19 protein-coding genes and 1 tRNA gene are annotated in these 19,991 nt (G+C 72.2%); 10 read left to right on the forward strand and 10 right to left on the reverse strand.

Annotated features, from left to right (window positions below; genetic code table 11):
- Positions 1–16 precede the first annotated feature (16 nt).
- Positions 17–586 (forward strand): GNAT family N-acetyltransferase, encoded by a 570-nt coding sequence (locus ACGFSC_RS34245; protein WP_359897996.1) that lies wholly within the window; start codon positions 17–19, stop codon positions 584–586.
- Between the two features lie 105 nt (positions 587–691).
- Here the strand turns inward: ACGFSC_RS34245 and ACGFSC_RS34250 are convergent, their stop codons facing one another.
- Positions 692–1,747 (reverse strand): aldo/keto reductase, encoded by a 1,056-nt coding sequence (locus tag ACGFSC_RS34250; RefSeq protein ID WP_359897994.1) that lies wholly within the window; start codon positions 1,745–1,747, stop codon positions 692–694.
- A 153-nt stretch (positions 1,748–1,900) separates the two neighbouring features.
- Here ACGFSC_RS34250 and ACGFSC_RS34255 point away from each other — a divergent pair, with 153 nt between their 5' ends.
- The 3 genes from ACGFSC_RS34255 (at position 1,901) to ACGFSC_RS34265 (ending at position 4,988) form a co-directional block, all read left to right on the forward strand.
- Positions 1,901–2,854, forward strand: coding sequence for a hypothetical protein (locus tag ACGFSC_RS34255; RefSeq protein ID WP_359897992.1), 954 nt, complete (start codon positions 1,901–1,903; stop codon positions 2,852–2,854).
- An 82-nt stretch (positions 2,855–2,936) separates the two neighbouring features.
- Entirely contained in the window at positions 2,937–4,031 is a 1,095-nt protein-coding gene (locus ACGFSC_RS34260) for an NAD(P)/FAD-dependent oxidoreductase (RefSeq protein WP_359897990.1), read from the forward strand.
- A gap of 42 nt (positions 4,032–4,073) precedes the next feature.
- A complete protein-coding gene (locus tag ACGFSC_RS34265; protein ID WP_359897989.1) occupies positions 4,074–4,988 on the forward strand; it encodes a class I SAM-dependent methyltransferase in 915 nt (304 codons plus the stop codon).
- A gap of 85 nt (positions 4,989–5,073) precedes the next feature.
- Here the strand turns inward: ACGFSC_RS34265 and ACGFSC_RS34270 are convergent, their stop codons facing one another.
- The 4 genes from ACGFSC_RS34270 to ACGFSC_RS34285 all read right to left on the reverse strand — a co-directional run bounded on the left by ACGFSC_RS34270 (position 5,074) and on the right by ACGFSC_RS34285 (position 9,039).
- Positions 5,074–5,913, reverse strand: coding sequence for an alpha/beta hydrolase (locus ACGFSC_RS34270; protein ID WP_359897988.1), 840 nt, complete (start codon positions 5,911–5,913; stop codon positions 5,074–5,076).
- A gap of 81 nt (positions 5,914–5,994) precedes the next feature.
- Complete coding sequence (gene metG, locus ACGFSC_RS34275) at positions 5,995–7,728, reverse strand: methionine--tRNA ligase (protein WP_359897987.1); 1,734 nt, start codon at positions 7,726–7,728, stop codon at positions 5,995–5,997.
- 265 nt (positions 7,729–7,993) lie between these two features.
- Positions 7,994–8,194, reverse strand: coding sequence for a DUF397 domain-containing protein (locus ACGFSC_RS34280; protein ID WP_359897985.1), 201 nt, complete (start codon positions 8,192–8,194; stop codon positions 7,994–7,996).
- Complete coding sequence (locus ACGFSC_RS34285) at positions 8,191–9,039, reverse strand: helix-turn-helix transcriptional regulator (RefSeq protein ID WP_359897983.1); 849 nt, start codon at positions 9,037–9,039, stop codon at positions 8,191–8,193. Before ACGFSC_RS34285 ends, ACGFSC_RS34280 begins: the two co-directional genes overlap by 4 nt.
- Positions 9,040–9,384: 345 nt before the next feature.
- Between ACGFSC_RS34285 and ACGFSC_RS34290 the strand changes: the two genes are divergently transcribed.
- Entirely contained in the window at positions 9,385–9,540 is a 156-nt protein-coding gene (locus ACGFSC_RS34290) for a hypothetical protein (RefSeq protein WP_359897981.1), read from the forward strand.
- A 24-nt stretch (positions 9,541–9,564) separates the two neighbouring features.
- Here the strand turns inward: ACGFSC_RS34290 and ACGFSC_RS34295 are convergent, their stop codons facing one another.
- Together ACGFSC_RS34295 and ACGFSC_RS34300 are read right to left on the reverse strand one after the other, a co-directional pair.
- Positions 9,565–10,167, reverse strand: a complete 603-nt coding sequence (locus tag ACGFSC_RS34295) for a GNAT family protein (protein ID WP_359897979.1) — start codon at positions 10,165–10,167, stop codon at positions 9,565–9,567.
- 185 nt (positions 10,168–10,352) lie between these two features.
- Positions 10,353–11,636: an adenylosuccinate synthase gene (locus tag ACGFSC_RS34300; RefSeq protein WP_359897977.1), complete on the reverse strand. Its 1,284-nt coding sequence runs from the start codon at positions 11,634–11,636 to the stop codon at positions 10,353–10,355.
- Between the two features lie 126 nt (positions 11,637–11,762).
- Here ACGFSC_RS34300 and ACGFSC_RS34305 point away from each other — a divergent pair, with 126 nt between their 5' ends.
- The 3 genes from ACGFSC_RS34305 (at position 11,763) to purM (ending at position 15,690) form a co-directional block, all read left to right on the forward strand.
- A complete protein-coding gene (locus tag ACGFSC_RS34305; RefSeq protein ID WP_359897975.1) occupies positions 11,763–12,608 on the forward strand; it encodes a diacylglycerol kinase in 846 nt (281 codons plus the stop codon).
- A gap of 312 nt (positions 12,609–12,920) precedes the next feature.
- Positions 12,921–14,504 carry an amidophosphoribosyltransferase gene (gene purF, locus ACGFSC_RS34310; protein ID WP_359897974.1) on the forward strand — a complete coding sequence of 528 codons (1,584 nt, stop codon included), beginning with the start codon at positions 12,921–12,923 and terminating at the stop codon, positions 14,502–14,504.
- A gap of 100 nt (positions 14,505–14,604) precedes the next feature.
- Positions 14,605–15,690, forward strand: coding sequence for a phosphoribosylformylglycinamidine cyclo-ligase (purM, locus tag ACGFSC_RS34315; protein WP_359897972.1), 1,086 nt, complete (start codon positions 14,605–14,607; stop codon positions 15,688–15,690).
- 201 nt (positions 15,691–15,891) lie between these two features.
- Here the strand turns inward: purM and ACGFSC_RS34320 are convergent, their stop codons facing one another.
- Together ACGFSC_RS34320 and ACGFSC_RS34325 are read right to left on the reverse strand one after the other, a co-directional pair.
- Positions 15,892–16,149, reverse strand: a complete 258-nt coding sequence (locus ACGFSC_RS34320; RefSeq protein ID WP_359897971.1) for a DUF3073 domain-containing protein — start codon at positions 16,147–16,149, stop codon at positions 15,892–15,894.
- Positions 16,150–16,533: 384 nt separating this feature from the next.
- Positions 16,534–17,691 carry a Glu/Leu/Phe/Val dehydrogenase dimerization domain-containing protein gene (locus tag ACGFSC_RS34325; protein ID WP_359897969.1) on the reverse strand — a complete coding sequence of 386 codons (1,158 nt, stop codon included), beginning with the start codon at positions 17,689–17,691 and terminating at the stop codon, positions 16,534–16,536.
- Positions 17,692–17,890: 199 nt separating this feature from the next.
- Here ACGFSC_RS34325 and ACGFSC_RS34330 point away from each other — a divergent pair, with 199 nt between their 5' ends.
- Together ACGFSC_RS34330 and bldC are read left to right on the forward strand one after the other, a co-directional pair.
- A complete protein-coding gene (locus ACGFSC_RS34330) occupies positions 17,891–18,820 on the forward strand; it encodes a hypothetical protein (protein WP_359897968.1) in 930 nt (309 codons plus the stop codon).
- A gap of 487 nt (positions 18,821–19,307) precedes the next feature.
- Positions 19,308–19,514 (forward strand): developmental transcriptional regulator BldC, encoded by a 207-nt coding sequence (bldC, locus tag ACGFSC_RS34335; RefSeq protein ID WP_014137253.1) that lies wholly within the window; start codon positions 19,308–19,310, stop codon positions 19,512–19,514.
- Positions 19,515–19,872: 358 nt separating this feature from the next.
- Here bldC and ACGFSC_RS34340 read toward each other — a convergent pair.
- Positions 19,873–19,946: transfer RNA gene (locus ACGFSC_RS34340), tRNA-Asp, on the reverse strand.
- Between the last annotated feature and the right edge of the window lie 45 nt (positions 19,947–19,991).

Raw genomic sequence — 19,991 nt, forward strand, 5'->3', positions numbered from 1 at the left:
CCGGTAACGTACCGGCATGGCAGACCTCGAAGAACGCGCCACCGTCGTCGCGTCCGAACCAGGGCAGGCCGGGGCGGGGGTGGTCGTCAGACCGCGCCGCGCCGACGACCTCGCCGACTGCGTCCGGGTGCTGGGCGACGTCCACACCGTCGACGGCTATCCCGCCGACTGGCCCGACCGCCCCGCCGCCTGGCTGACCCCGGACGGCCTGCTCGCCGCCTGGATCGCCGAGTCGGACGGCCGGCTCAGCGGGCACGTCGGCCTGGCCCGCAGCGCTCCGGGCGACCTCGCTCCCGTCCTGTGGAGCGGGCGCACCGGCGGCCGCCCGGAGCTCACCGCCGTGATCGGCCGGCTCTACGTCGCCCCCGGGGCGCGCGGCCACCTGGTCGGCGCCCGGCTGCTGGCCTGCGCCGTGGCGCACGGGCGGGCGCTCGGCCTGCACCCCGTCCTCGACGTGCTCGCCACCGACACCGCCGCCGTGGCCCTCTACCGCCGCCTCGGCTGGACCCACCTCGGCGGCGGAGACCAGCAGTGGGCCTCCGGACGCACCGTCACCGTCCACTGCTTCGCCGCCCCGAGGGGGTGAGTTCCGGCCCGCCCGGCCGTCGTGGCCGGGCGGACGGGCGGACGGGCGGACGGGCGGGCGAAGGCCGGAAAGGCGGGCAGAGACGGGGAGGGGGAGGGCCGGGGCTCAGGCCGCGGGGCGGTCGGACACCGGGCGGCGGCGCAGGGCCGGCGTGGTGAGGGCCGGGGGCTGCCAGACGCCGTCGGCCCGGTAGAGGTCGGTGCCGGGCGGGACGATGGCGTCGATGCGGTCGAGGGTGGCGTCGTCCAGGACCAGGTCGGCGGCCTTGAGGGCCGATTCGAGCTGCGCCGCGGTGCGCGGGCCGATGATCACCGACGTGACGGCCGGGTGGGCCGCCGGGAAGGCGGTGGCCAGCTCGGGGAGGGTGCGGCCGAGCTCCTCGGCGAGGGCGGTGAGGGCCTCGACGGCCTCCAGCTTGGCCGCCGTGGTGGGCAGCTCCGGGTCGAAGCGGTGCGGGTGGAGGGCGGCCCGGCCCCGGCTGAGGTCGATCGGGCGGTCCTTGCGGTAGCGGCCGGTCAGGAAGCCACCGGCGAGCGGGCCCCAGGTCAGCGCGCCCATGCCCAGCCGCTGGACGACGGGCAGCACCTCGCGCTCCACGCCCCGGGCGAGCAGCGAGTACGGCGGCTGCTCGGTGCGGAAGCGCTGCAGGCCGCGGCGCTCGGCGACGTGGTGGGCGTCCACGATCTGCTCGGCGGGGAAGGTGGAGCAGCCGAAGGCGCGGATCTTGCCCGCCCGGACGAGGTCGCCGAGGACGGAGAGGGTTTCCTCGATGTCGGTGGTGTGGTCCGGTCGGTGGACCTGGTACAGGTCGATCCACTCGGTCCGCAGCCGACGCAGGCTCTCCTCGACCTCGCGGACGATCCAGCGCCGCGAGTTGCCGCCCCGGTTGTGGCCCTCGCCCATCGGGAAGTGCACCTTGGTGGCGAGCACGATCTCGTCGCGGTCGCCACGGGCGGCCAGTGCCTTGCCGACGATCTCCTCGGACTCGCCGGCCGAGTACATGTCCGCGGTGTCGATGAAGTTGATGCCCCGGTCGACCGCGGTGCCGATCATCCGGGCGCAGTCGTCGTGGTCGGAGTTGCCGACGGAGCCGAACATCATGGTGCCGAGGCAGTAGGTGCTCACCTCGATGCCGGTGCCGCCGAGAACGCGGTAGCGCATGGCCGTTCCCCCTGGTTGGCGATCAGTTGCGTGTCAGAGATTAGGAGTTGGAGTGCACTCCAGCGCAAACGCGGCTCGGCTCCCTCGGGTGGGGGAGCCGGATCACCGCACCGGGGGAGGAGCGGCGGGGGTGGCGCGGGCGAGCCTGTCGGCATGGTGAGGAACGGGTGGGCGGTGACCGGCTGGGGCCTCGGGTACGCCGGGTTCGGGCTGGGGTGCGCGCTGGGCGGGACGCGGCTGCTGGGGGCGGACTGGCCGGGGTGGGTGGTGGCCGCCGTGGGGCTCGCCTCGGCGGCCGCCGGCGTGGCGGTGGTGCGGCGAACGCCGGTGCGGGGGCTGTGGTGGCTGCTGTGGCTGGTGTGCGGGGCGGCCGCGGTCGGGGCCTGGGGCCTGCTGATGGACCTGGTGACGCTGCTGTTCGGCCAGCGGGTGGACAGCGTCCCCGACGCGGTGGAGCGCACCCTGGCGGCGGTGGGGGCGGTGCTGCTGGCCCGCACCGCCCCGGGGCTGCGGCCCGGTGCCCGCGGCGGCCCGGGCGGCCGGGCCGAACGGGTGGCGCCGGCTCCCGCAGCGGCCCCGCCGATCATCCAACTCGCCGCCTGGGCAGGCACGCTGGCGTTCGTTCCGTACGTGCTGATGAAGCTGATCTGGGCGTTCGGCGGCAGCTTCGCCGGGATCAGCGGCGACCAGATGTACGCGAGCTACGTGCGCAACGGCTCCTCCGGGCTCTGGCTCGCCCTGGAACGCCGGGGCCTCGACGGCACCGTGCTGCTGGCGCTGCTCGGGGTGTTCCTGCTCTGGGGACTGGTCCGCCCGTGGGGGCAGGTCTTCCCGCGCTGGACCCTGCCGCTGCGCGGCCGCCGGGTGCCGCGCTGGCTGCCGCTCACCCCGGCCCTGCTGGGCGCGGCTTCGCTGGCGCCGTACGGGGTGGTCGGGATCGGCTACCTGACGCTGTGCACCGCCGGGGTGGCGCGGATCAGGCTGGGGGAGTTCGCCAGTGAGCAGAGCGCGCTGGAGATCTCCTGGGTCGGGATGTGCGGGTTCGCCGGGTACGGGGTCGCGCTGGCGGTGGCCGCCCGGTCGTACTGGCGGCGGACGAGGGGGTGACCTCGCAGTGGTTTGCTGAGGCGGCAACAAAGCTTGCCGATGCTGTAGGGCGGGCCGCAGCCTGGCGGTGGAGGTGAGCGCCATGGGCGAGACGGCAGGGACGGCAGGAACGGTCAGGACGGCAGGAACGACCGGGACACCCGGGACGACCGGGATCGGGGAACGCGAGCGCTACGACGTGGTGGTGGTCGGCGCCGGAGCGGCGGGGCTGAACGCCGCGCTGGTGCTGGGCCGGGCCCGTCGCCGGGTCGCCGTGGTGGACGCCGGCGAGCCGCGCAACGCGCCCGCCGCCCACATGCACGGCTACCTGAGCCGGGACGGCATGCCCCCGGCGGCGCTGCTGGCGGTCGGGCGGGAGGAGGTCGCCCGGTACGGGGTGGACCTGATCGACGCCCGGGTCGAGCACATCGAGTCCGTCGAGCACAGCGATCACATCGAGTCGGCCGAGCAGAGCGATCGGATCGAGTCCGCCGAGCCGGCCGGGTCCGCCGGGTCGGGCTTCGTGGTCCACCTGGCCGGCGGGCCGGTGCTGCACGCGCGCCGGGTGGTCGTCGCCACCGGGCTGCGGGACGGGCTGCCGGAGCTGCCGGGCCTGGTCGAGCGGTGGGGCCACGACGTGCTGCACTGCCCGTACTGCCACGCCTGGGAGGTCCGCGACCGCCCGCTCGGAGTGCTCGGCACCGGCCCGGGGGCGGTCAACCAGGCGCTGCTGCTGCGGCAGTGGTCGGCGGACGTGGTGCTGCTCGCGCACACCCTGGCGCTGACGGACGCCGAGCGGGAACGGCTCGCGGCCCGGGAGGTCCGGGTGGTCGAGGGCCGGATCGTCCGCCTGGTGTCCGACGACGGGCGGCTGCGCGGCGTCGAACTCGCCACCGGGCAGGTGGTGCCGCGCGAGGCGGTGTTCGTCTTCCCGTGGCCGGTGCCCCGGGACGCGCTGCTCTTCGGCCTCGACTGCGCCCGGGACGACAACGGCTGGGTCACCACCGACCGGACCGGCCGCACCAGCCTCCCCGGCGTCTGGGCGGTCGGCAACGTCGCCGACCCGCGTGCCCAGGTGGTCACCGCCGCCGGGATGGGCGCGGCGGCGGCCTTCGCGCTCGACCACGACCTCGTGGCCGAGGAGCTCGACCGGGCGGTGCGGACGTACCGCGCGTCCGGCGCCGCCCTGCCCGCCTGAGCGGGAAGCTTTCGTCAACCCACCCACGATCGGAGAATCCGGATGTCAGCGCAGCAGCACGGCCACTCCCACGGGCACGGCCACTCCCACTCCCATGGGCACTCCCACGGCCACGGGCACGTTCCCGCCGCCGACTTCGACTGGGACGCGCTCGCCGCGCACCTGGAGCTGGAGGCCGACCTGCGGGCCGGCGCCGTCACCGAGGCCGGACGCTGGCTGCTCGGCCTGCACGGGGAGGGCGAGGTGCGGCGGGTCCTCGACGTCGGCAGCGGCCCCGGGGTGATCGCCGGACTGCTGGCGGAGGTCTTCCCGGCGGCCGAGGTGGTGGCGGTCGACCAGTCGGCCGCCCTGCTGGAGCGCGCCCGGACCCGCTCCGGCGGTCGGCTCGGCACCCAACAGGCCGACCTGCCCGAGGAGTTCGGCAAGCTCGGCGAGGCCGACCTGATCTGGTCCGGCAACGCCGTCCACCACCTGGGCGACCAGCAGGCCGCGCTCACCTCGCTCGCCGGGGTGCTGCGGCCCGGCGGTCTGCTCGCCGTCGCGGAGAGCGGCCTGCCGGCGCGCTACCTGCCGCGCGACTTCGGCCTCGGCCGGCCCGGCTTCCAGGCCCGGATGGACGCCGCCCACGAGGACGGCTTCAGTGCCATGCGGGCCGAACTGCCCGGCAGCACCCAGGAGATCGAGGACTGGCCGGCCATGCTGCGGCGGGCCGGACTGACCCCGACCGGCACCCGCACCTTCCTGGTCGACCACCCCGCCCCGCTCGCCGGGCCCGTCCGCGGCTACCTGCACACCCAGCTGACCCGGCGTCACGACCAGCTCGCCGAGCAGCTCGACGCCGAGGACCGGGCCACCCTGGAGGCACTGCTCGCCGAGGACGCCCCCACCGGCATCCTGCACCGTCCGGACGCCTTCTACCTCTCCGCGATGACCGTCCACACGGCTCGCCGGGACTGATCCGGCGGCCGCGGGGTCCTCGACCGTACAGCTGGCGACCGTACGGCCCGCGACCGTACGGCCGGAGACCCGACGGCCCGCCGCGTCAGCCCGCGAGGAAGGCGGCCACCGTACGGGTGAAGGCGGCCGGATCGTCGAGCCACGGGTAGTGGCCGGCGCCGGGCTGGACGGCGGCACGGGCGTGGCGGAACAGCGCGGCCGCGGCGCGGACCGCCCCGGGCCGCGGGTCGGGGTCGTACTCGCCGGCCAACAGCAGCGTCGGCACCGGGAGTTCGGCGACGGCGGCGCGGACGGCGGCGGGCCGGAAGCCGCCGCCGTGGTACGCCGCGGCGGCCTCCGGGTGGCTCTGGACGGCGCAGTCGGCCTCGTGGGCGCGGGCGGTGGCGTTCCAGTCGCCGTGGAAGAGCGGTGCCACGGCGCCGGGGTCGGCGGTGCCGCCGGCGAAGGCGGCGCGGACGGCGGCCCGGGCGGCCGGGTACCACTCCTCGTCGGCGAGGCCGCGGGCCTCGGCCGCCTCGCGGTAGTCGTCCTCGGTGGCGGTGCCGCCGAGGATCCGGAGGCTGGGCGTGACCAGCACCAGCCGGCCGGTGCGCCCGGGGTGCCGCAGTGCGTACAGGGTGGCGAGCGAGCAGCCGGCGGAGTGGGCGAGGAGGTCGGCCCGGTCGAGCCCGAGGTGCGCCCGGAACGCCTCGACGTCGGCCACCTGCCGGTCGACCCGGTAGCCCGCCGGGTCGGCCGGGCGCGCCGATCGGCCCGTGCCGCGCAGGTCGAGGACGTGCAGGGCGCGGTGCGCGCCGAGGCCGCCGAGGTCGCCGAGGTACGCGGCGTCGCGCATCGGGCCGCCGGCGAGGACGAGCAGCGGCTCGCCCTCGCCGAGGACGCGGTAGCCGAGTGGGGTGCCGTCGGGGCCGGTGAAGGTCGTCATCGAAGGATCGTGGCAACCGCAGACCGGCCGGGGCAACGGGAAATCGGCCGGGCCCCGCCGCCGCGGGGCCGTTCACACCGGTCAGCCCGCCGAGCCGCCGAAGCGCGCCGTCCAGGCCGCCAGGTCCTCGTCCGTGATCTTGGCGAACAGCACCGGCGGCACCGTGAACGCCGTCCCGGCCGGCACCAGGTCCAGCGCCCGCGCCTCCTGCGGGGCGATCCAGTCCCGGGTGGCGGCCGGGGAGTCCTCGGGCAGCGCGAAGGCCCCGCGCATCGCCGCCGCGGTGGCCGGGATGAACGGTTCGGAGACCACCGCGTACAGGTGGATCAGGTTCATCGCGGTGCGCAGGGTCAGCGCCGCCGCCTCCGGGTCGGTCTTCACCTGCAGCCAGGGCGCCTTCTCGTCCAGGTACGCGTTGCCCGCGCTCCACAGCGCGCGCAGGGCCTGCGCCGCCTTGCGGAAGTTGAGCGAGTCCAGCTGGGCCTCGTACTCGGCGAGCAGCGCGGCGACCTGCTCGCCGAGGCGCTGCTCGGCCTGCCCCGGCGCGTGCCCGCCCGGGACGTCGTCGCCGAAGCGCTTGCGGCTGAAGGAGAGCACCCGGTTGACGAAGTTGCCGAGGGTGTCGGCGAGGTCCTTGTTGACCACCGAGGCGAACAGGTCCCAGGTGAAGCTGGAGTCGTCCGACTCGGGCGCGTGCGCCATCAGGAAGTAGCGCCAGTAGTCGGCGGGCAGCAGCTCCAGCGCGACGTCGGTGAAGACGCCGCGCTTCTGGCTGGTGGAGAACTTCCCGCCGTAGTACGTCAGCCAGTTGAAGGCCTTGACGTAGTCGACCTTCTTCCACGGTCGGCGCGAGCCGAGCAGCGTGGCCGGGAACATCACGGTGTGGAACGGGACGTTGTCCTTGGCCATGAACTCGGTGTAGCGGACGGTCTCGTCGACCTCGTACCACCAGGACTTCCAGTCCCGCAGCTGCCCGGCCGGGGCCGCGTCCGCCCATTCCTTGGTGGCGCCGATGTACTCGATCGGGGCGTCGAACCAGACGTAGAACACCTTGCCCTCGGCGGCCAGTTCGGGCCACACGTCGGCGGGCACCGGGACTCCCCACTCCAGGTCGCGGGTGATCGAGCGGTCCTGGAGGCCCTCGGTCAGCCACTTGCGGGCGATCGAGGAGGCCAGCACCGGCCAGTCGTCGGCGTGGGCGGCGACCCAGTCCTCGACCTCCTCGGTGAGCTTGGACTGGAGCAGGAACAGGTGGCGGGTCTCCCGGACCTCCAGGTCGGAGCTGCCGCTGATCGCCGAGCGCGGCTCCAGCAGGTCGGTCGGGTCGAGCACCCGGGTGCAGTTCTCGCACTGGTCGCCGCGGGCCTTGTCGTAGCCGCAGTGCGGGCAGGTGCCGACGATGTAGCGGTCCGGCAGGAAGCGGCCGTCGGCGTTGGAGTACACCTGGCGGATCGCGCGCTCCTCGATGAAGCCGTTGCGCTGCAGCTCGCGGGCGATCTCCTGGGTGATCTCCCGGTTCTGCGGCGAGGAGCTGCGGCCGAAGTGGTCGAAGGAGAGCCCGAAGCCCTCGTACACCGCCCGCTGCGCGTCGTGTGCCCGGGCGCAGAACTCCGCGACGGGCAACCCGGCTTCCTGGGCGGCCAGTTCGGCGGGCGTGCCGTGCTCGTCGGTGGCGCAGATGAACAGCACCTCGTGCCCTCGTCGGCGCAGGTACCGGGCGTGGACGTCCGCCGGGAGCATGGACCCGACCATGTTGCCCAGGTGCTTGATCCCGTTGATGTACGGAAGGGCGCTGGTGATCAGGTGCCGAGCCATCCTCGGATGCTCCGATTTCTCCCGCACGCGCACCCCACCCGGAGTGCCGTGTCAGGCGCAGGGGTCCACTGTGGGCTGCAAGCCTAGGGCAAGCGGGGGGTCCTGGCGCACGCGGCGGGCCGGGGCGGACCGCACTTCCGGAGTGGGGCGGACCGGGCTTCCGGAGCGGGGTGGACCGCAGGTCCGGAGCGGGTCGGACCGTGCTTCCGGGCCCGGGGCGGACGGCACTTCCGGGGCGGCGTGGACGGCACGTCCGGGCCGGGCGTCACGGCCGGCTGAAGTCGCCGTACCGGTCGAACTCCCCGGACTTCACCCCGCGGACGAAGGCGGCCCACTTGCGGGGGGTGGTCTGCACGACGACCTCGGGCCGGTCGGACTCTCGGATCTCCACCAGCTCGCCCGCCGATCTGACCTCGACGCAGTCGGTGCTCTCGCCGCTGGCCGAGGCCTTGCGCCAGGTACTCATGCGAAGTCTTTCAGCAAGGCCCGGATGAAGTCCCGGGACTCGTCCGGCCCGAGCGCGATGGCCGCGGTCTCCTCCTTGATCCGGCGGTAGGAGGCCAATTCGGCCTGGGTGTGCACGAATTTCGGCCCGTGGGAGAGATCGATCTGGACGGTGTCGAGTTCCGGGACGGGTCCGCGGGCGAGGTACAGGCTCTCTCCGGAGCCGGTGTAGGTGGGCACGCTGAACGGGATCACCCGGATCTCCACACCGGGCCGTTCGGAATTCTCCAACAGGCTCCGCAACTGGTCGCGCAGTACTTCCGGACCGCCGAACTGCATGCGCAGCGCGGACTCGTGCAGGAATGCGCTGTACGGCTTCGGGTGGTCGACGAAGATCTGCTGGCGCCGAATCCGGAATGCCTTCCGGACGTCGGCCTCCTGCCGGTACTGCGGGGGGAGCCGCTCGAACACCGCGGCGGCGTACTCCGGGGTCTGCAGCAGTCCGGGGATGAAGGTGCTGTTCAGGATGGAGAGGGAGGACGCGTGGTGCTCCATCTCCGCGATGTCGATGATCGCGTTCGGCAGCCGGCCGCGGTAGCCGTCCCACCAGTACTTGCGCCGGTCCTGAGTCATCGTCAGCAGCGCGTCCAGGTAGGGGCCGTCCGCGCAACCGCAGGTGAGTGCCCAGATCCGGAGCCGCTCGGCGCTGATGCCCGACTTCCCGTTCTCCATCTGGGAGATCTTGGGCAGGTCGGTGCCGATGGTGGCGGCCAGGCTCTTGGGCGTGACGCCCACGAGCTCGCGCATCCTGCGCAACTCGATCCCGAGGCGCTGCTGGCGCACGGTCGGCGACAAGCGGGGTGGCATGACTCTCTTCTCCGGGTCGCGGCTGGCGTCGATGCTTCCGGTGAAGTGTGCCGCGCGTGCCGGGCCCTAGCTACCGAAATGGGGGATACCCCACGATGGAGTGAACGTCCTTCCGCTCGGTAGCAACTCTGGCACCTTGACCCTATGGTCATCCGTGTCACTCGCTGACTTGTTGCCGCCTAAACAGTCGTCAAACAGTCGTCAATCGGCCGTAATGACACATCAGATGCATGGTCGCGGCGCCCGAAATCATCGACCGGAGACAGCCATGCCCCTCCCCTCCGTACTCGGCCTTCCCCATCGGCCCCACCGGCCCCACCCGTCCCGGCGCATTTCCGCATCCCGGTGAATGCGCTTCTCGTCGCCGGATTGTCGGCGCTCCTGCTCGCCGTCCTGTTCGTCGGCTGGCTGGTCTGGCTGGTGAACGTCAAGCCCTCCGAACTTCGCGCGGTGAAGCGCGAGTTGGCGGCCGGCCATGCCGCCGCGGGGGACCGGAAGTAGCCGCGCGGCCGGCCGGGGCGCGGCTCAGCCCCGGGAGAGCCGTTCCGTCAGCCGGGACTCGGCCGCCGGCCACTCGTCGGCGAGCATCGAGAAGTAGACGCTGTCCCGCCAGCTGCCGTCGGGGCGCAGCCGGTGGCGGCGCAGGGTCCCCTCGTACTGGGCGCCGAGGCGCAGGACCGCGGCGCGGGAGCGCTCGTTGCGGGCGTCGGTCTTCCAGAAGACCCGGCCCATGCCGAGGTCCTCGAAGGCGTGGCGCAGGAGCAGCAGCTTGGCCTCGGTGTTGACCGCCGTGCGCCAGACCGAGCGGGCGTACCAGGTGCCGCCGATCTCCACGGACTCGTCCGGCGCGCTGTGGTCGTGGTAGCCGGTGACGCCGACGGCCCGGCCGCTCGCGAGGTCGACGGCGGCGAAGTTCACCGACTCGCCCGCGGCCGCCTCCGCGATCCGGGTGTCGAGGATCGCGCCGAGCTCCTCCTGCGAGCCGGGCTGCGGCGACATGGTCCAGCGCCAGACGTCGGGGTCGGGGCCGATGGCGGTCCAGAGGTCGGCGAGGTGGCGGCGCTCCAGCGGCTCCAGGCGGATGTGGCGGCCGGTGAGGGTGACGGGTGCGGGCTGCTTCGCGGTCATGATCCGAACGTAGCCCGATTGTGCACTAGAGGCAATAGGTGTTTGAACTAGTGCAAAAGCCTGAGTGCAGAAGATCCAGTGCAGAAGATCCAGCGCGGAGGATCCAGCGCGGAGGATCCGGGACGACGAAGGGCCCCGCAGGACGGTGCGTCCTGCGGGGCCCTCGGTGAAGAGCGGGTTCCGACTCAGATGAACGAGTTGATCTGGATCGTCTCGTCGCGGCCCGGGCCGACGCCGATGGCGGAGATCGGCGCGCCCGACATCTCCTCCAGCGCCTTCACGTACGCCTGGGCGTTCTTCGGCAGATCGGCGAAGGACTTCGCCTTGCTGATGTCCTCGGTCCAGCCCGGCAGCGTCTCGTAGATCGGCTTGGCGTGGTGGAAGTCCGACTGGTTGTAGGGGAGCTCCTCGACCCGCTTGCCGTCGATCTCGTACGCGACGCAGACCGGGATCTGCTCCCAGCCGGTCAGCACGTCCAGCTTGGTGAGGAAGAAGTCGGTGAGGCCGTTGACCCGGGTCGCGTAGCGCGCGATCACGGCGTCGAACCAGCCGCAGCGGCGGTCGCGGCCGGTGGTGACACCGCGCTCGCCGCCGATCCGGCGCAGCGCCTCGCCGTCCGCGTCGAGCAGCTCGGTCGGGAACGGGCCGGAGCCGACGCGGGTGGTGTAGGCCTTGAGGATGCCGATGACCCGGTCGATCTTGGTCGGGCCGATGCCGGCGCCGGTGCAGGCGCCGCCCGCGGTCGGGTTCGACGAGGTCACGAAGGGGTACGTGCCGTGGTCGACGTCGAGCAGGGTGCCCTGGCCGCCCTCCAGCAGGACGACCTTGTCCGCCTTCAGCGCCTCGTCCAGGACGAGGGTGGTGTCGGAGAGGAAGGGCTTGATCTTCTCCGCGTAGCCCAGGTACTCCTCGACCACCAGGTCGGCCGGGATGGTGCGGCGGTTGTACAGCTTGACCAGGATCTGGTTCTTGTCGTGCAGCGCCGCCTCGATCTTCTGGCGCAGGATCGACTCGTCGAACAGGTCCTGGACCCGGATGCCGACGCGGTTGATCTTGTCCGCGTAGGTCGGGCCGATGCCGCGGCCGGTGGTGCCGATCCGGCGCTTGCCGAGGAAGCGCTCGGTGACCTTGTCCAGGGTGCGGTGGTACGGCGTGATCAGGTGGGCGTTGCCCGAGATCAGCAGCTTGGAGGTGTCGATGCCGCGCTCGTTCAGGCCGGCCAGCTCGGAGAGCAGCACGGCCGGGTCGATCACGACGCCGTTGCCGATCACCGGCGTCACGTTCGGGCTGAGGATTCCGGAAGGGAGCAGGTGCAGGGCGTACTTCTGGTCGCCGATGACCACCGTGTGACCGGCGTTGTTGCCGCCCTGGTAGCGGACCACGTAGTCCACGGAGCCACCGAGGAGGTCGGTGGCCTTCCCCTTGCCCTCGTCTCCCCACTGAGCGCCAACGAGCACGAGTGCCGGCACAGGCGTACACCCCTTCCGGTTGGGGCATCCTGCGTAGGCCGCAGTCTGCCCCGAGATAGACGAAGCCCCTGGCGCAATGGCGCAAGGGGCTCTTGCACCGAGAGATTACCTGAGGAAGGACCGGTCGTGTCGTCCCTGTCCACGCCTGCTACCGGCGGCCCGGAGCCGCTCCTGCTGCTCCTCGACCCGGTGGCCCGGCAGACCGACGGCGAGTCGGTGCGGATCGCGAAGGACGTGCTCTGCGGGGGCGCGGACGTGAAGGTGGCCTTTCCGGAGAGCCCTTCCGAGCTCGACCGGGTGCTTTCGCACCGGGGCCGGAGGCGACCGGTGGTGATCGGTTCCGACCTCGCGCTGCAGCGGGTGCTCCAGGCCCTGCATCGCCAGCGTGAGCTGGGCACGGAACCGGTGGGGATGGTTCCGGTCGGCCGCTCGCAGGAGCTGGCGGCGGCCCGCGCGCTCGGCGTGCCGGGGGAGCCGGTCCGGGCCGCGCGGGCGGTGCTGTCGGGCGCGCCGCGCCGGCTGGACCTGCTGGTGGACGACGGTGGCGGGGTGGCGCTGGGCGGGGTGCGGATCACCGGCGGGGGTGCGCGGCGCATGGTGGGCCGTTCGGGTGGCTGGCGTTCGCTATGGGCGAAACTGGCTGCGGCCGAGCAGGCGAACGCACTCACCGAGGACGGCGCCGACCACAGCTCCCGGGTCCGGGTCGAGGCGGACGGCCGACTGCTCGCGGACGTCCACCGGCCGGTCCGGCTGGTCCAGGTCACGCTCCCGTCCGGTGCCTCGGACGGGACGGGCGAGATGGACGTGGTGGTCGCCGCCTCCGGCGCCCTGGTGCGCGCCCGGGCGGCGAGCGTGTCGGTGGTCGGGCGGGGCTTCGACTACGAGGCGGACGGCCGCCCGGTCGGTCCGGTCCGGGCGCGGACCTGGACGGTGCACCCGGGAGCCTGGGGCCTGCTGCTGCCGGCCGCCTGAACGCCCGCCCGACCGCCTGAACGCCCGCCCGACCGCCCGACCGCCCGACCGGTGGGCGACCGGCGGGCGACGGGTGGGGGAACGCCGGGTGAGCAGGCTCACGTTCGTCCGTGCCCGGACCCCCGCCGCCGCGCACCCGGAACTCCCCAACAGGCGCGAACCACAAGGCCAAGCGGCGCCCGCCGGAATTCCCCCCACCCGAAATCCCCGGCCGGTAAGGGGTTTTGTCTACGCGCATCAACTCGCGATCGCCGGACAAACCCGCAGTCCCGGGGTCCGACAGCCCGGGTCAACTGCCCTAGACTCGAAGGCGTGCCACGTGGTGACGGAAGACTCAACCACGATCTTCTTCCCGGTGAGAAAGGCCCCCAGGACGCTTGTGGCGTCTTCGGTGTCTGGGCTCCCGGCGAGGAGGTCGCCAAGCTCACGTTCTTCGGCCTTTACGCCCTGCAGCACCGCGGTCAGGAATCCGCGGGCATCGCAGTGAGCAACGGCTCCCAGATTCTCGTCTTCAAGGACATGGGCCTCGTTTCCCAGGTCTTCGACGAGGCATCGCTGGGGTCGTTGCACGGGCATATCGCCGTCGGACACGCCCGCTACTCGACCACCGGTTCCTCGGTCTGGGAGAACGCCCAGCCGACCTTCCGGGCGACCGTTCACGGTTCGCTGGCCCTCGGGCACAACGGAAACCTGGTGAACACCGCCGAACTGGCGGCCATGGTCGCCGAACTCCCCGGCGAGGAGCACGTCTCGCGCTCCGGCCGGAGCGCCGCGACCAATGACACCGACCTGGTGACGGCGCTGCTCGCCGGCCACCCGGACCTCTCCATCGAGGAGACGGCCAAGGTCGTGCTGCCCCAGGTCAAGGGCGCGTTCTCGCTCGTCTTCATGGACGAGCACACCCTCTACGCCGCCCGTGACCCGCAGGGCATCCGCCCGCTGGTGCTCGGCCGGCTGGAGCGCGGCTGGGTGGTCGCCTCCGAGACGGCGGCGCTGGACATCTGCGGCGCCTCCTTCATCCGCGAGGTCGAGCCCGGCGAGCTCATCGCCATCGACGAGAACGGGATGCGCAGCTCCCGGTTCGCCGAGGCCAAGCCCAAGGGCTGCGTCTTCGAGTACGTCTACCTGGCCCGCCCCGACACCTCCATCGCCGGCCGCAACGTGCACCTCTCCCGCGTGGAGATGGGCCGCCGGCTGGCCAAGGAGGCGCCCGTCGATGCCGACCTGGTGATAGCGACGCCCGAGTCCGGCACCCCCGCCGCGATCGGCTACGCCGAGGCCAGCGGCATCCCGTACGGCTCCGGCCTGGTGAAGAACGCCTACGTGGGCCGCACCTTCATCCAGCCCAGCCAGACGATCCGCCAGCTCGGCATCCGGCTCAAGCTCAACCCGCTGCGCGAGGTCATCGCGGGCAAGCGCCTGGTGGTCGTGGACGACTCGATCGTGCGCGGCAACACCCAGCGCGCGCTGGTGAAGATGCTCCGCGAGGCCGGCGCCGCCGAGGTGCACATCCGGATCTCCTCGCCGCCGGTGAAGTGGCCCTGCTTCTTCGGCATCGACTTCGCCACCCGCGCGGAGCTGATCGCCAACGGCATGACCATCGAGGAGATCGGCCGCACCCTCGGCGCGGACTCGCTCTCCTACATCTCGATCGACGGCATGATCGAGGCCACCGCGCAGCCGAAGGACCGGCTCTGCCGGGCCTGCTTCGACGGCGAGTACCCGATGGAGCTGCCGGACCCGGCGCTGCTCGGCAAGCTCCTGCTGGAGGCCGAGATCAAGGGCGGCCAGCAGCCGCCGGCCGTCCGCGGCAAGCCGACCAGCGGCAGCGACCTGGACGGCGTCCAGTCGCTGCTCGGCGGGGCGGGCGCGGCCGACGCGCTGCGCCGGCCGTAACGAACCGACGGTGGGGTCCCGTGAACCGGGGCCCCACCGCTGTTCCACCCCCTGCTGTTCCGTAGAACCACCCCCACCTGACCCGAAAGGGCCGCACGCAGTGACCAGCAACCAGAACGGTGCCACCTACGCCGCCGCCGGTGTCGACATCGAGGCGGGCGACCGCGCCGTCGAGCTCATGAAGCAGTGGGTGAAGAAGGCCAACCGCCCCGAGGTGGTCGGCGGTCTCGGCGGTTTCGCCGGCCTCTTCGACGCGTCCGCCTTCAAGAACTACGAGCGGCCGCTGCTGGCCTCGGCCACCGACGGCGTGGGGACCAAGGTGGCCATCGCCGCCGCCATGGACAAGCACGACACCATCGGCCACGACCTGGTCGGCATGGTCGTCGACGACCTGGTGGTGTGCGGCGCCGAGCCGCTGTTCATGACCGACTACATCTGCGTCGGCAAGGTCGTCCCGGAGCGGGTCGCCGCGATCGTCAAGGGCATCGCCGAGGGCTGCGCGCTGGCCGGCTGCGCCCTGGTCGGCGGCGAGACCGCCGAGCACCCGGGCCTGCTGGGCCCGGACGAGTACGACGTCGCGGGCGCCGGCACCGGTGTGGTGGAGGCCGACGCGCTGCTCGGCGCGGACCGGGTCCGGGCCGGCGACGTGGTGATCGCGATGGCCGCCTCCGGCCTGCACTCCAACGGCTACTCGCTGGTCCGCCACGTGCTGCTGAACGAGGCCGGCTGGAAGCTGGACCGCAAGGTCGAGGAGTTCGGCCGCACCCTCGGCGAGGAGCTGCTGGAGCCGACCCGGATCTACTCGCTGGACTGCCTGGCGCTCACCCGCGCCACCGAGGTGCACGCCTTCTCGCACGTCACCGGCGGCGGCCTGGCGGCCAACCTGGCCCGGGTCGTCCCGGACGGCCTGCACGCCCGCCTGGACCGCGGCACCTGGACCCCGCTGCCGGTCTTCCAGACCGTCGCCGAGGTCGGCAAGGTGGCCACCCTGGAGATCGAGAAGACGCTGAACATGGGCGTCGGCATGGTCGCGGTCGTCCCGCCGCACTCGGTGGACGTCGTGCTGTCGATCCTGGAGGACCGCGGCGTGGAGGCCTGGCTGCTCGGCGACATCGTCGAGCGCGGCGACGGGCACGAGGGCGGCGCGGCCCTCTACAACGCCTACGAGGGCTTCCGGGCGAGCTGACCCCGGCGTGACGACGAGAGGGCCCCTCCGGAGCACCGGAGGGGCCCTCTCGCGTGCGGTGGAGGCGGTCGGCGGACCGTGCGGAACGGGTCGGCGGACCGTACGGGGGAACGCCGGGCGGGGCGGTCCGGCGCGAGGGAACGCCGAAGACCGGTCCGGCGCCCTGGCGGGTGCCCGAACCGGTCGGCGGGACTGCTGTGGCTACGAGCGGCGGGAGGCCTGGGACGCCCCGGTGCCTGGCCCGTTGTCGTCCTCGTCGTCGAGGTCGGCGTAGCGGGCTGCGTACTCCGCGTACGGGTCGTCCTCCTCCTCCTCCTCGATCGGCTCCGGCTCGATCGAGGCGGTGGACGGAGATACGCCCAGCTCGTTGGACAGACGGTTAGCGTCGAACCCGCCGCTGTTGTACTTCAGCTCGCGGGCGACCTTCGTCTGCTTGGCCTTGGCCCGGCCGCGCCCCATGGGTCGACCCCCTCAACGATGGGGCTCACGGCCCCGAGTCTGACACGTGTTCATGATCAGGACCGGCCTGCCCGAATGGGAGGACCGTCCCTTGGAGCATTAACGGTACCTGTTTCCGCCGCTGGACGGTACGTCGTCGGTGTGACGTGGCGCGCACCGACCGCACCCGCGACCAGGTCTTCCCAGGTCAAGGGAGGTTTTGCGGCGTTTTGCGCGCTGTCCAGAGGTGTCTGAGGTCCGTCGTTCCAGGACTGATTATCCCCCCTAGGGGGGCCTCGGATCACCCGTTCGGCGGGAGAAGTGAGAATCCGGTTCCACATCGTGATGCGCGGGGGGACCGTCCCCACGGCCCCCCCGCGCATCACCGGGTCGGTTGTCGACCCGTCAGGCGCGGCGGGCGCCGGGCAGCAGCACCGTGCGCAGGGCGCTGATCTCGCGCATCCGCTTCTCGGCCAGGCGGTCGGCGGCGACCGCGGGCGGGATGCCGTCGGCCGTCGCCCGGGTGAAGATCTCCAGGGTGGTGTCGAAGATCTTCGTGGCCTTGTTCTTGGCCCGATCGAAGTTGAAGCCGTCGATCTCGTCGGCGACCTGGATGACGCCGCCGGAGTTCACCAGGTAGTCCGGCGCGTAGAGGATGCCGCGGTCGGCCAGGTCCTTCTCGACGCCCGGGTGGGCCAGCTGGTTGTTGGCCGCGCCGCAGACGACGGAGGTGCCGAACTCGCCCAGCGCGGCGACCGTGGCGTCGGTCAGCGCGCCGCCGAGGGCGCAGGGGGCGTAGACGTCCAGCTTGGCCTGGAGCAGGGCGGTGGTGTCGGCGACGACCTCCACCTCCGGGTGGGCGGCGCGCACCCGGTTGACCGCGGCCTCGAAGGGGTCGGTGACGACGACCGTGGCGCCGTCCGCGACCAGGTGGCCGACCAGGTAGTGGCCGACCTTGCCGACGCCCGCGACGCCGACCCGCTTGCCGCGCAGGGTCGGCTGGCCCCAGCGTGCCTGGGCGCTGGCGCGCATGCCCTGGAAGACGCCGAAGGCGGTCAGGATGGACGAGTCGCCGGCGCCGCCGTGCTCGGGCGAGCGGCCGGTCACGAACTCGGTCTCGCGGGCGATGACGTCCATGTCCTGGACGTAGGTGCCCACGTCGCAGGCGGTGATGTAGCGGCCGCGCAGGGACTCGACGAAGCGGCCGTAGGCCCGGAGCATCGCCTCGTTCTTGTCCTTGTTCGGGTCGCCGATGATGACGGCCTTGCCGCCACCGAGGTCCAGGCCGGCCAGCGCGTTCTTGTAGGACATTCCGCGGGACAGGTTCAGCGCGTCCTCCAGCGCCGCCTCCTCGGAGGCGTACGGGAAGAAGCGGGTGCCGCCGAGGGCCGGGCCCAGGGCGGTCGAGTGGATGGCGATGATCGCCTTCAGGCCCGAGCTGCGGTCGTGGCAGAGGACGACCTGCTCGTGACCGTCGCCGGGGGCGCCGTCCTGTTCGGTACGGAAGATCCTGCTGAGCACGCCGGGTGCGGAGTGCGTGGCGGGGGTCTGTACGTCGGTCACTGTGGTGACTCCAGTATCGAAGGCCCGCTGCTGTGGTGCGGGCGTCTGAGGCGAAGCGTAGCCGCGCCCGTGCCGCCGATCGGCCGTCTTGTCCGAGCTGGGGCCGGTCGTCCGAGGAGTGAGACGGGAAGGCGGACGGGGTGCGGGCGCGAACGGGTTCGGGGGCGCGCCCTCCCGGGGCCGGGCGGTGCGTGCGACCATGCAGGACGTGACCGTCGTACGTACTTCCGTACAACCGCCCTACGCCGCCCACCTGCGGGTCTACGAGCCGCTGGCCGCCTATCCGGAGCCCGAGCGGGCGCACTGGCAGGCCTGTGCGGCGGAGCGCGGTCCGGACGCCGCCGAGCCGTCGCAGCCGGTGGCGGCGGCGGTGCTGGAGGAGCAGCGGGAGGCGCTCGCCGGGCTGGCCGCCCGCACGCCCCGGGCGCTGCCCGAGCGGGAGAGCGGGCGGGCGTACCTGCGGGTGGTGGACGGCGTACTGTACGTCTGCCCGTGGGCGACCCGACTGCGCAGCTGGCAGGCGCTGGAGGAGCTGCGGGCCGGGGCGCCGGTGGCGCTGCTGGACACCGCGCTGCCGCCGGTGACCCGGGCGGCCGCCGAGGCGGACCTGGAGCGCTGGCGGGCCGAGCACCCGGACGCCCGGCCGTGGATCCTGACCAGCCGGTGGGAGGTGCCGGTGCGCTGGTTCCTGCCGTTCGGGGACGAGGACCGCTGCTTCGTGCCGGGCGGGGACGGACCCGCGGACGGACCGGGAGGGGAAGGGGAGGAGAGGCCCGGGGGCCGGCCGGCGGCGCTGTTCTACCTGGTGCCGATGGCGCAGGCGCGCCGGCGGGTGGCGCGGGCCTTCCGGGCGCTGCGCGAGGCGGTGCCGGACGGGGAGCTGGTGCAGGGGGCGGAGCGGGTCGGGCGCTGGCTGGAGGAGTTCCATCCGCGCTCGCTGGTGGAACTGGACTACGGGGGCCTGGTGCATCTGCTGGGCCCGGAGCGGTTGCTGGCGGACCGTTCGGCGGGGGAACTGGAGGAGGGGCTGCGGGCGCTGCGGGCGGGGGACACCGCCGAGGCGCTGCGCGTGTACGGGGAGCTGACGGTGCGGTGGCGCCGGGTGCTGGCGCTGCGGCACGCGAACTGATGTCCGACCGCGCGTGTATGACTGTAAGAGTCCTAAGCACTGCACGTCCGATGACCAAGGTCCTGGTTCGGGTCAATAGCTGCCGAACGTGACACTACTCACCGTTGACGCGAACTTACCCCTATGTGCAAAAATGGGACAACCAGCCCAACTTCACGTGAGCGTGCCCACTTTTGGGTGGTTCTGGAGTCGATGCGTGCTTTGCGGGGAAACGGAGGGTCTGGTCCCTTCGTAACCGGATGTCATCGCTATGTGACTGTCCGTTATGGGGTGGTCCATCGCCATCCGTCGGCCTTGAACCCGTGAGGGGTCAATTTTGGCGGTTTGGTCGATAGGGCTGGACGGATGGTGTAGTTGTAGACACCAGGACAAGCCGTTCGTCCTATAACCGACTCGGCCCGTCTATGCCATTTCGGGCATCGCGGGCCAAGGTGCAGAATTTGAAGGATAGAACCGCCCTGGTTCGGTTCTCCCGAGGAGGCCGCTCATGACCGCTCGTACCCCTGATGCTGAGCCGCTGCTGACGCCGGCAGAGGTTGCCACCATGTTCCGCGTGGACCCGAAGACGGTCACTCGCTGGGCAAAGGCGGGCAAGCTGACGTCGATTCGCACGCTCGGCGGTCACCGCCGTTACCGTGAGGCGGAGGTGCGCGCTCTGCTTGCTGGGATTCCCGCCCAGCGCACTGAGGCCTGATAGGCCAAAGGCTCTTTAAAGGGGCCGCTTACCGGACTCCGCCGGGTCCGGTAAGCGGCCCCTTTGTCGTGCCCGCCCGAGGGTGTTCCGCGCCCGGGCGAGTGGTCGGAATGTTGAACTCCGGATAACGATTTGATGCGCGTGGGGCGGGGGGGATTTACAGTGAATAGCTGTACAATTTTACATATTAAATTAACGGGGTTCCGAGAAGGGTCGCGCGAGGCCGATTCCTGGGGAGGTTCCGTGACGACCGTCACACGGTCCGTCACTTGTGGTCTAGACCTGGCCGGGGTAGTGGGCCGAACGGTCAAAAGCGAGAGGCCCGGAACCTGACGGTTCCGGGCCTCTCGCACTGCGGCGATCCCGACGGGACTTGAACCCGCGACCTCCACCTTGACAGGGTGGCGAGCTAACCAACTGCTCCACGGGACCAGAGTGTTTCCTGATCTCGTTCACTCGCTTGCCGCGCTGCGAACA

Source organism: Kitasatospora sp. NPDC048715, assembly GCF_043198905.1.
Taxonomy (GTDB): Bacteria; Actinomycetota; Actinomycetes; order Streptomycetales; family Streptomycetaceae; genus Kitasatospora; species Kitasatospora lactacystinica.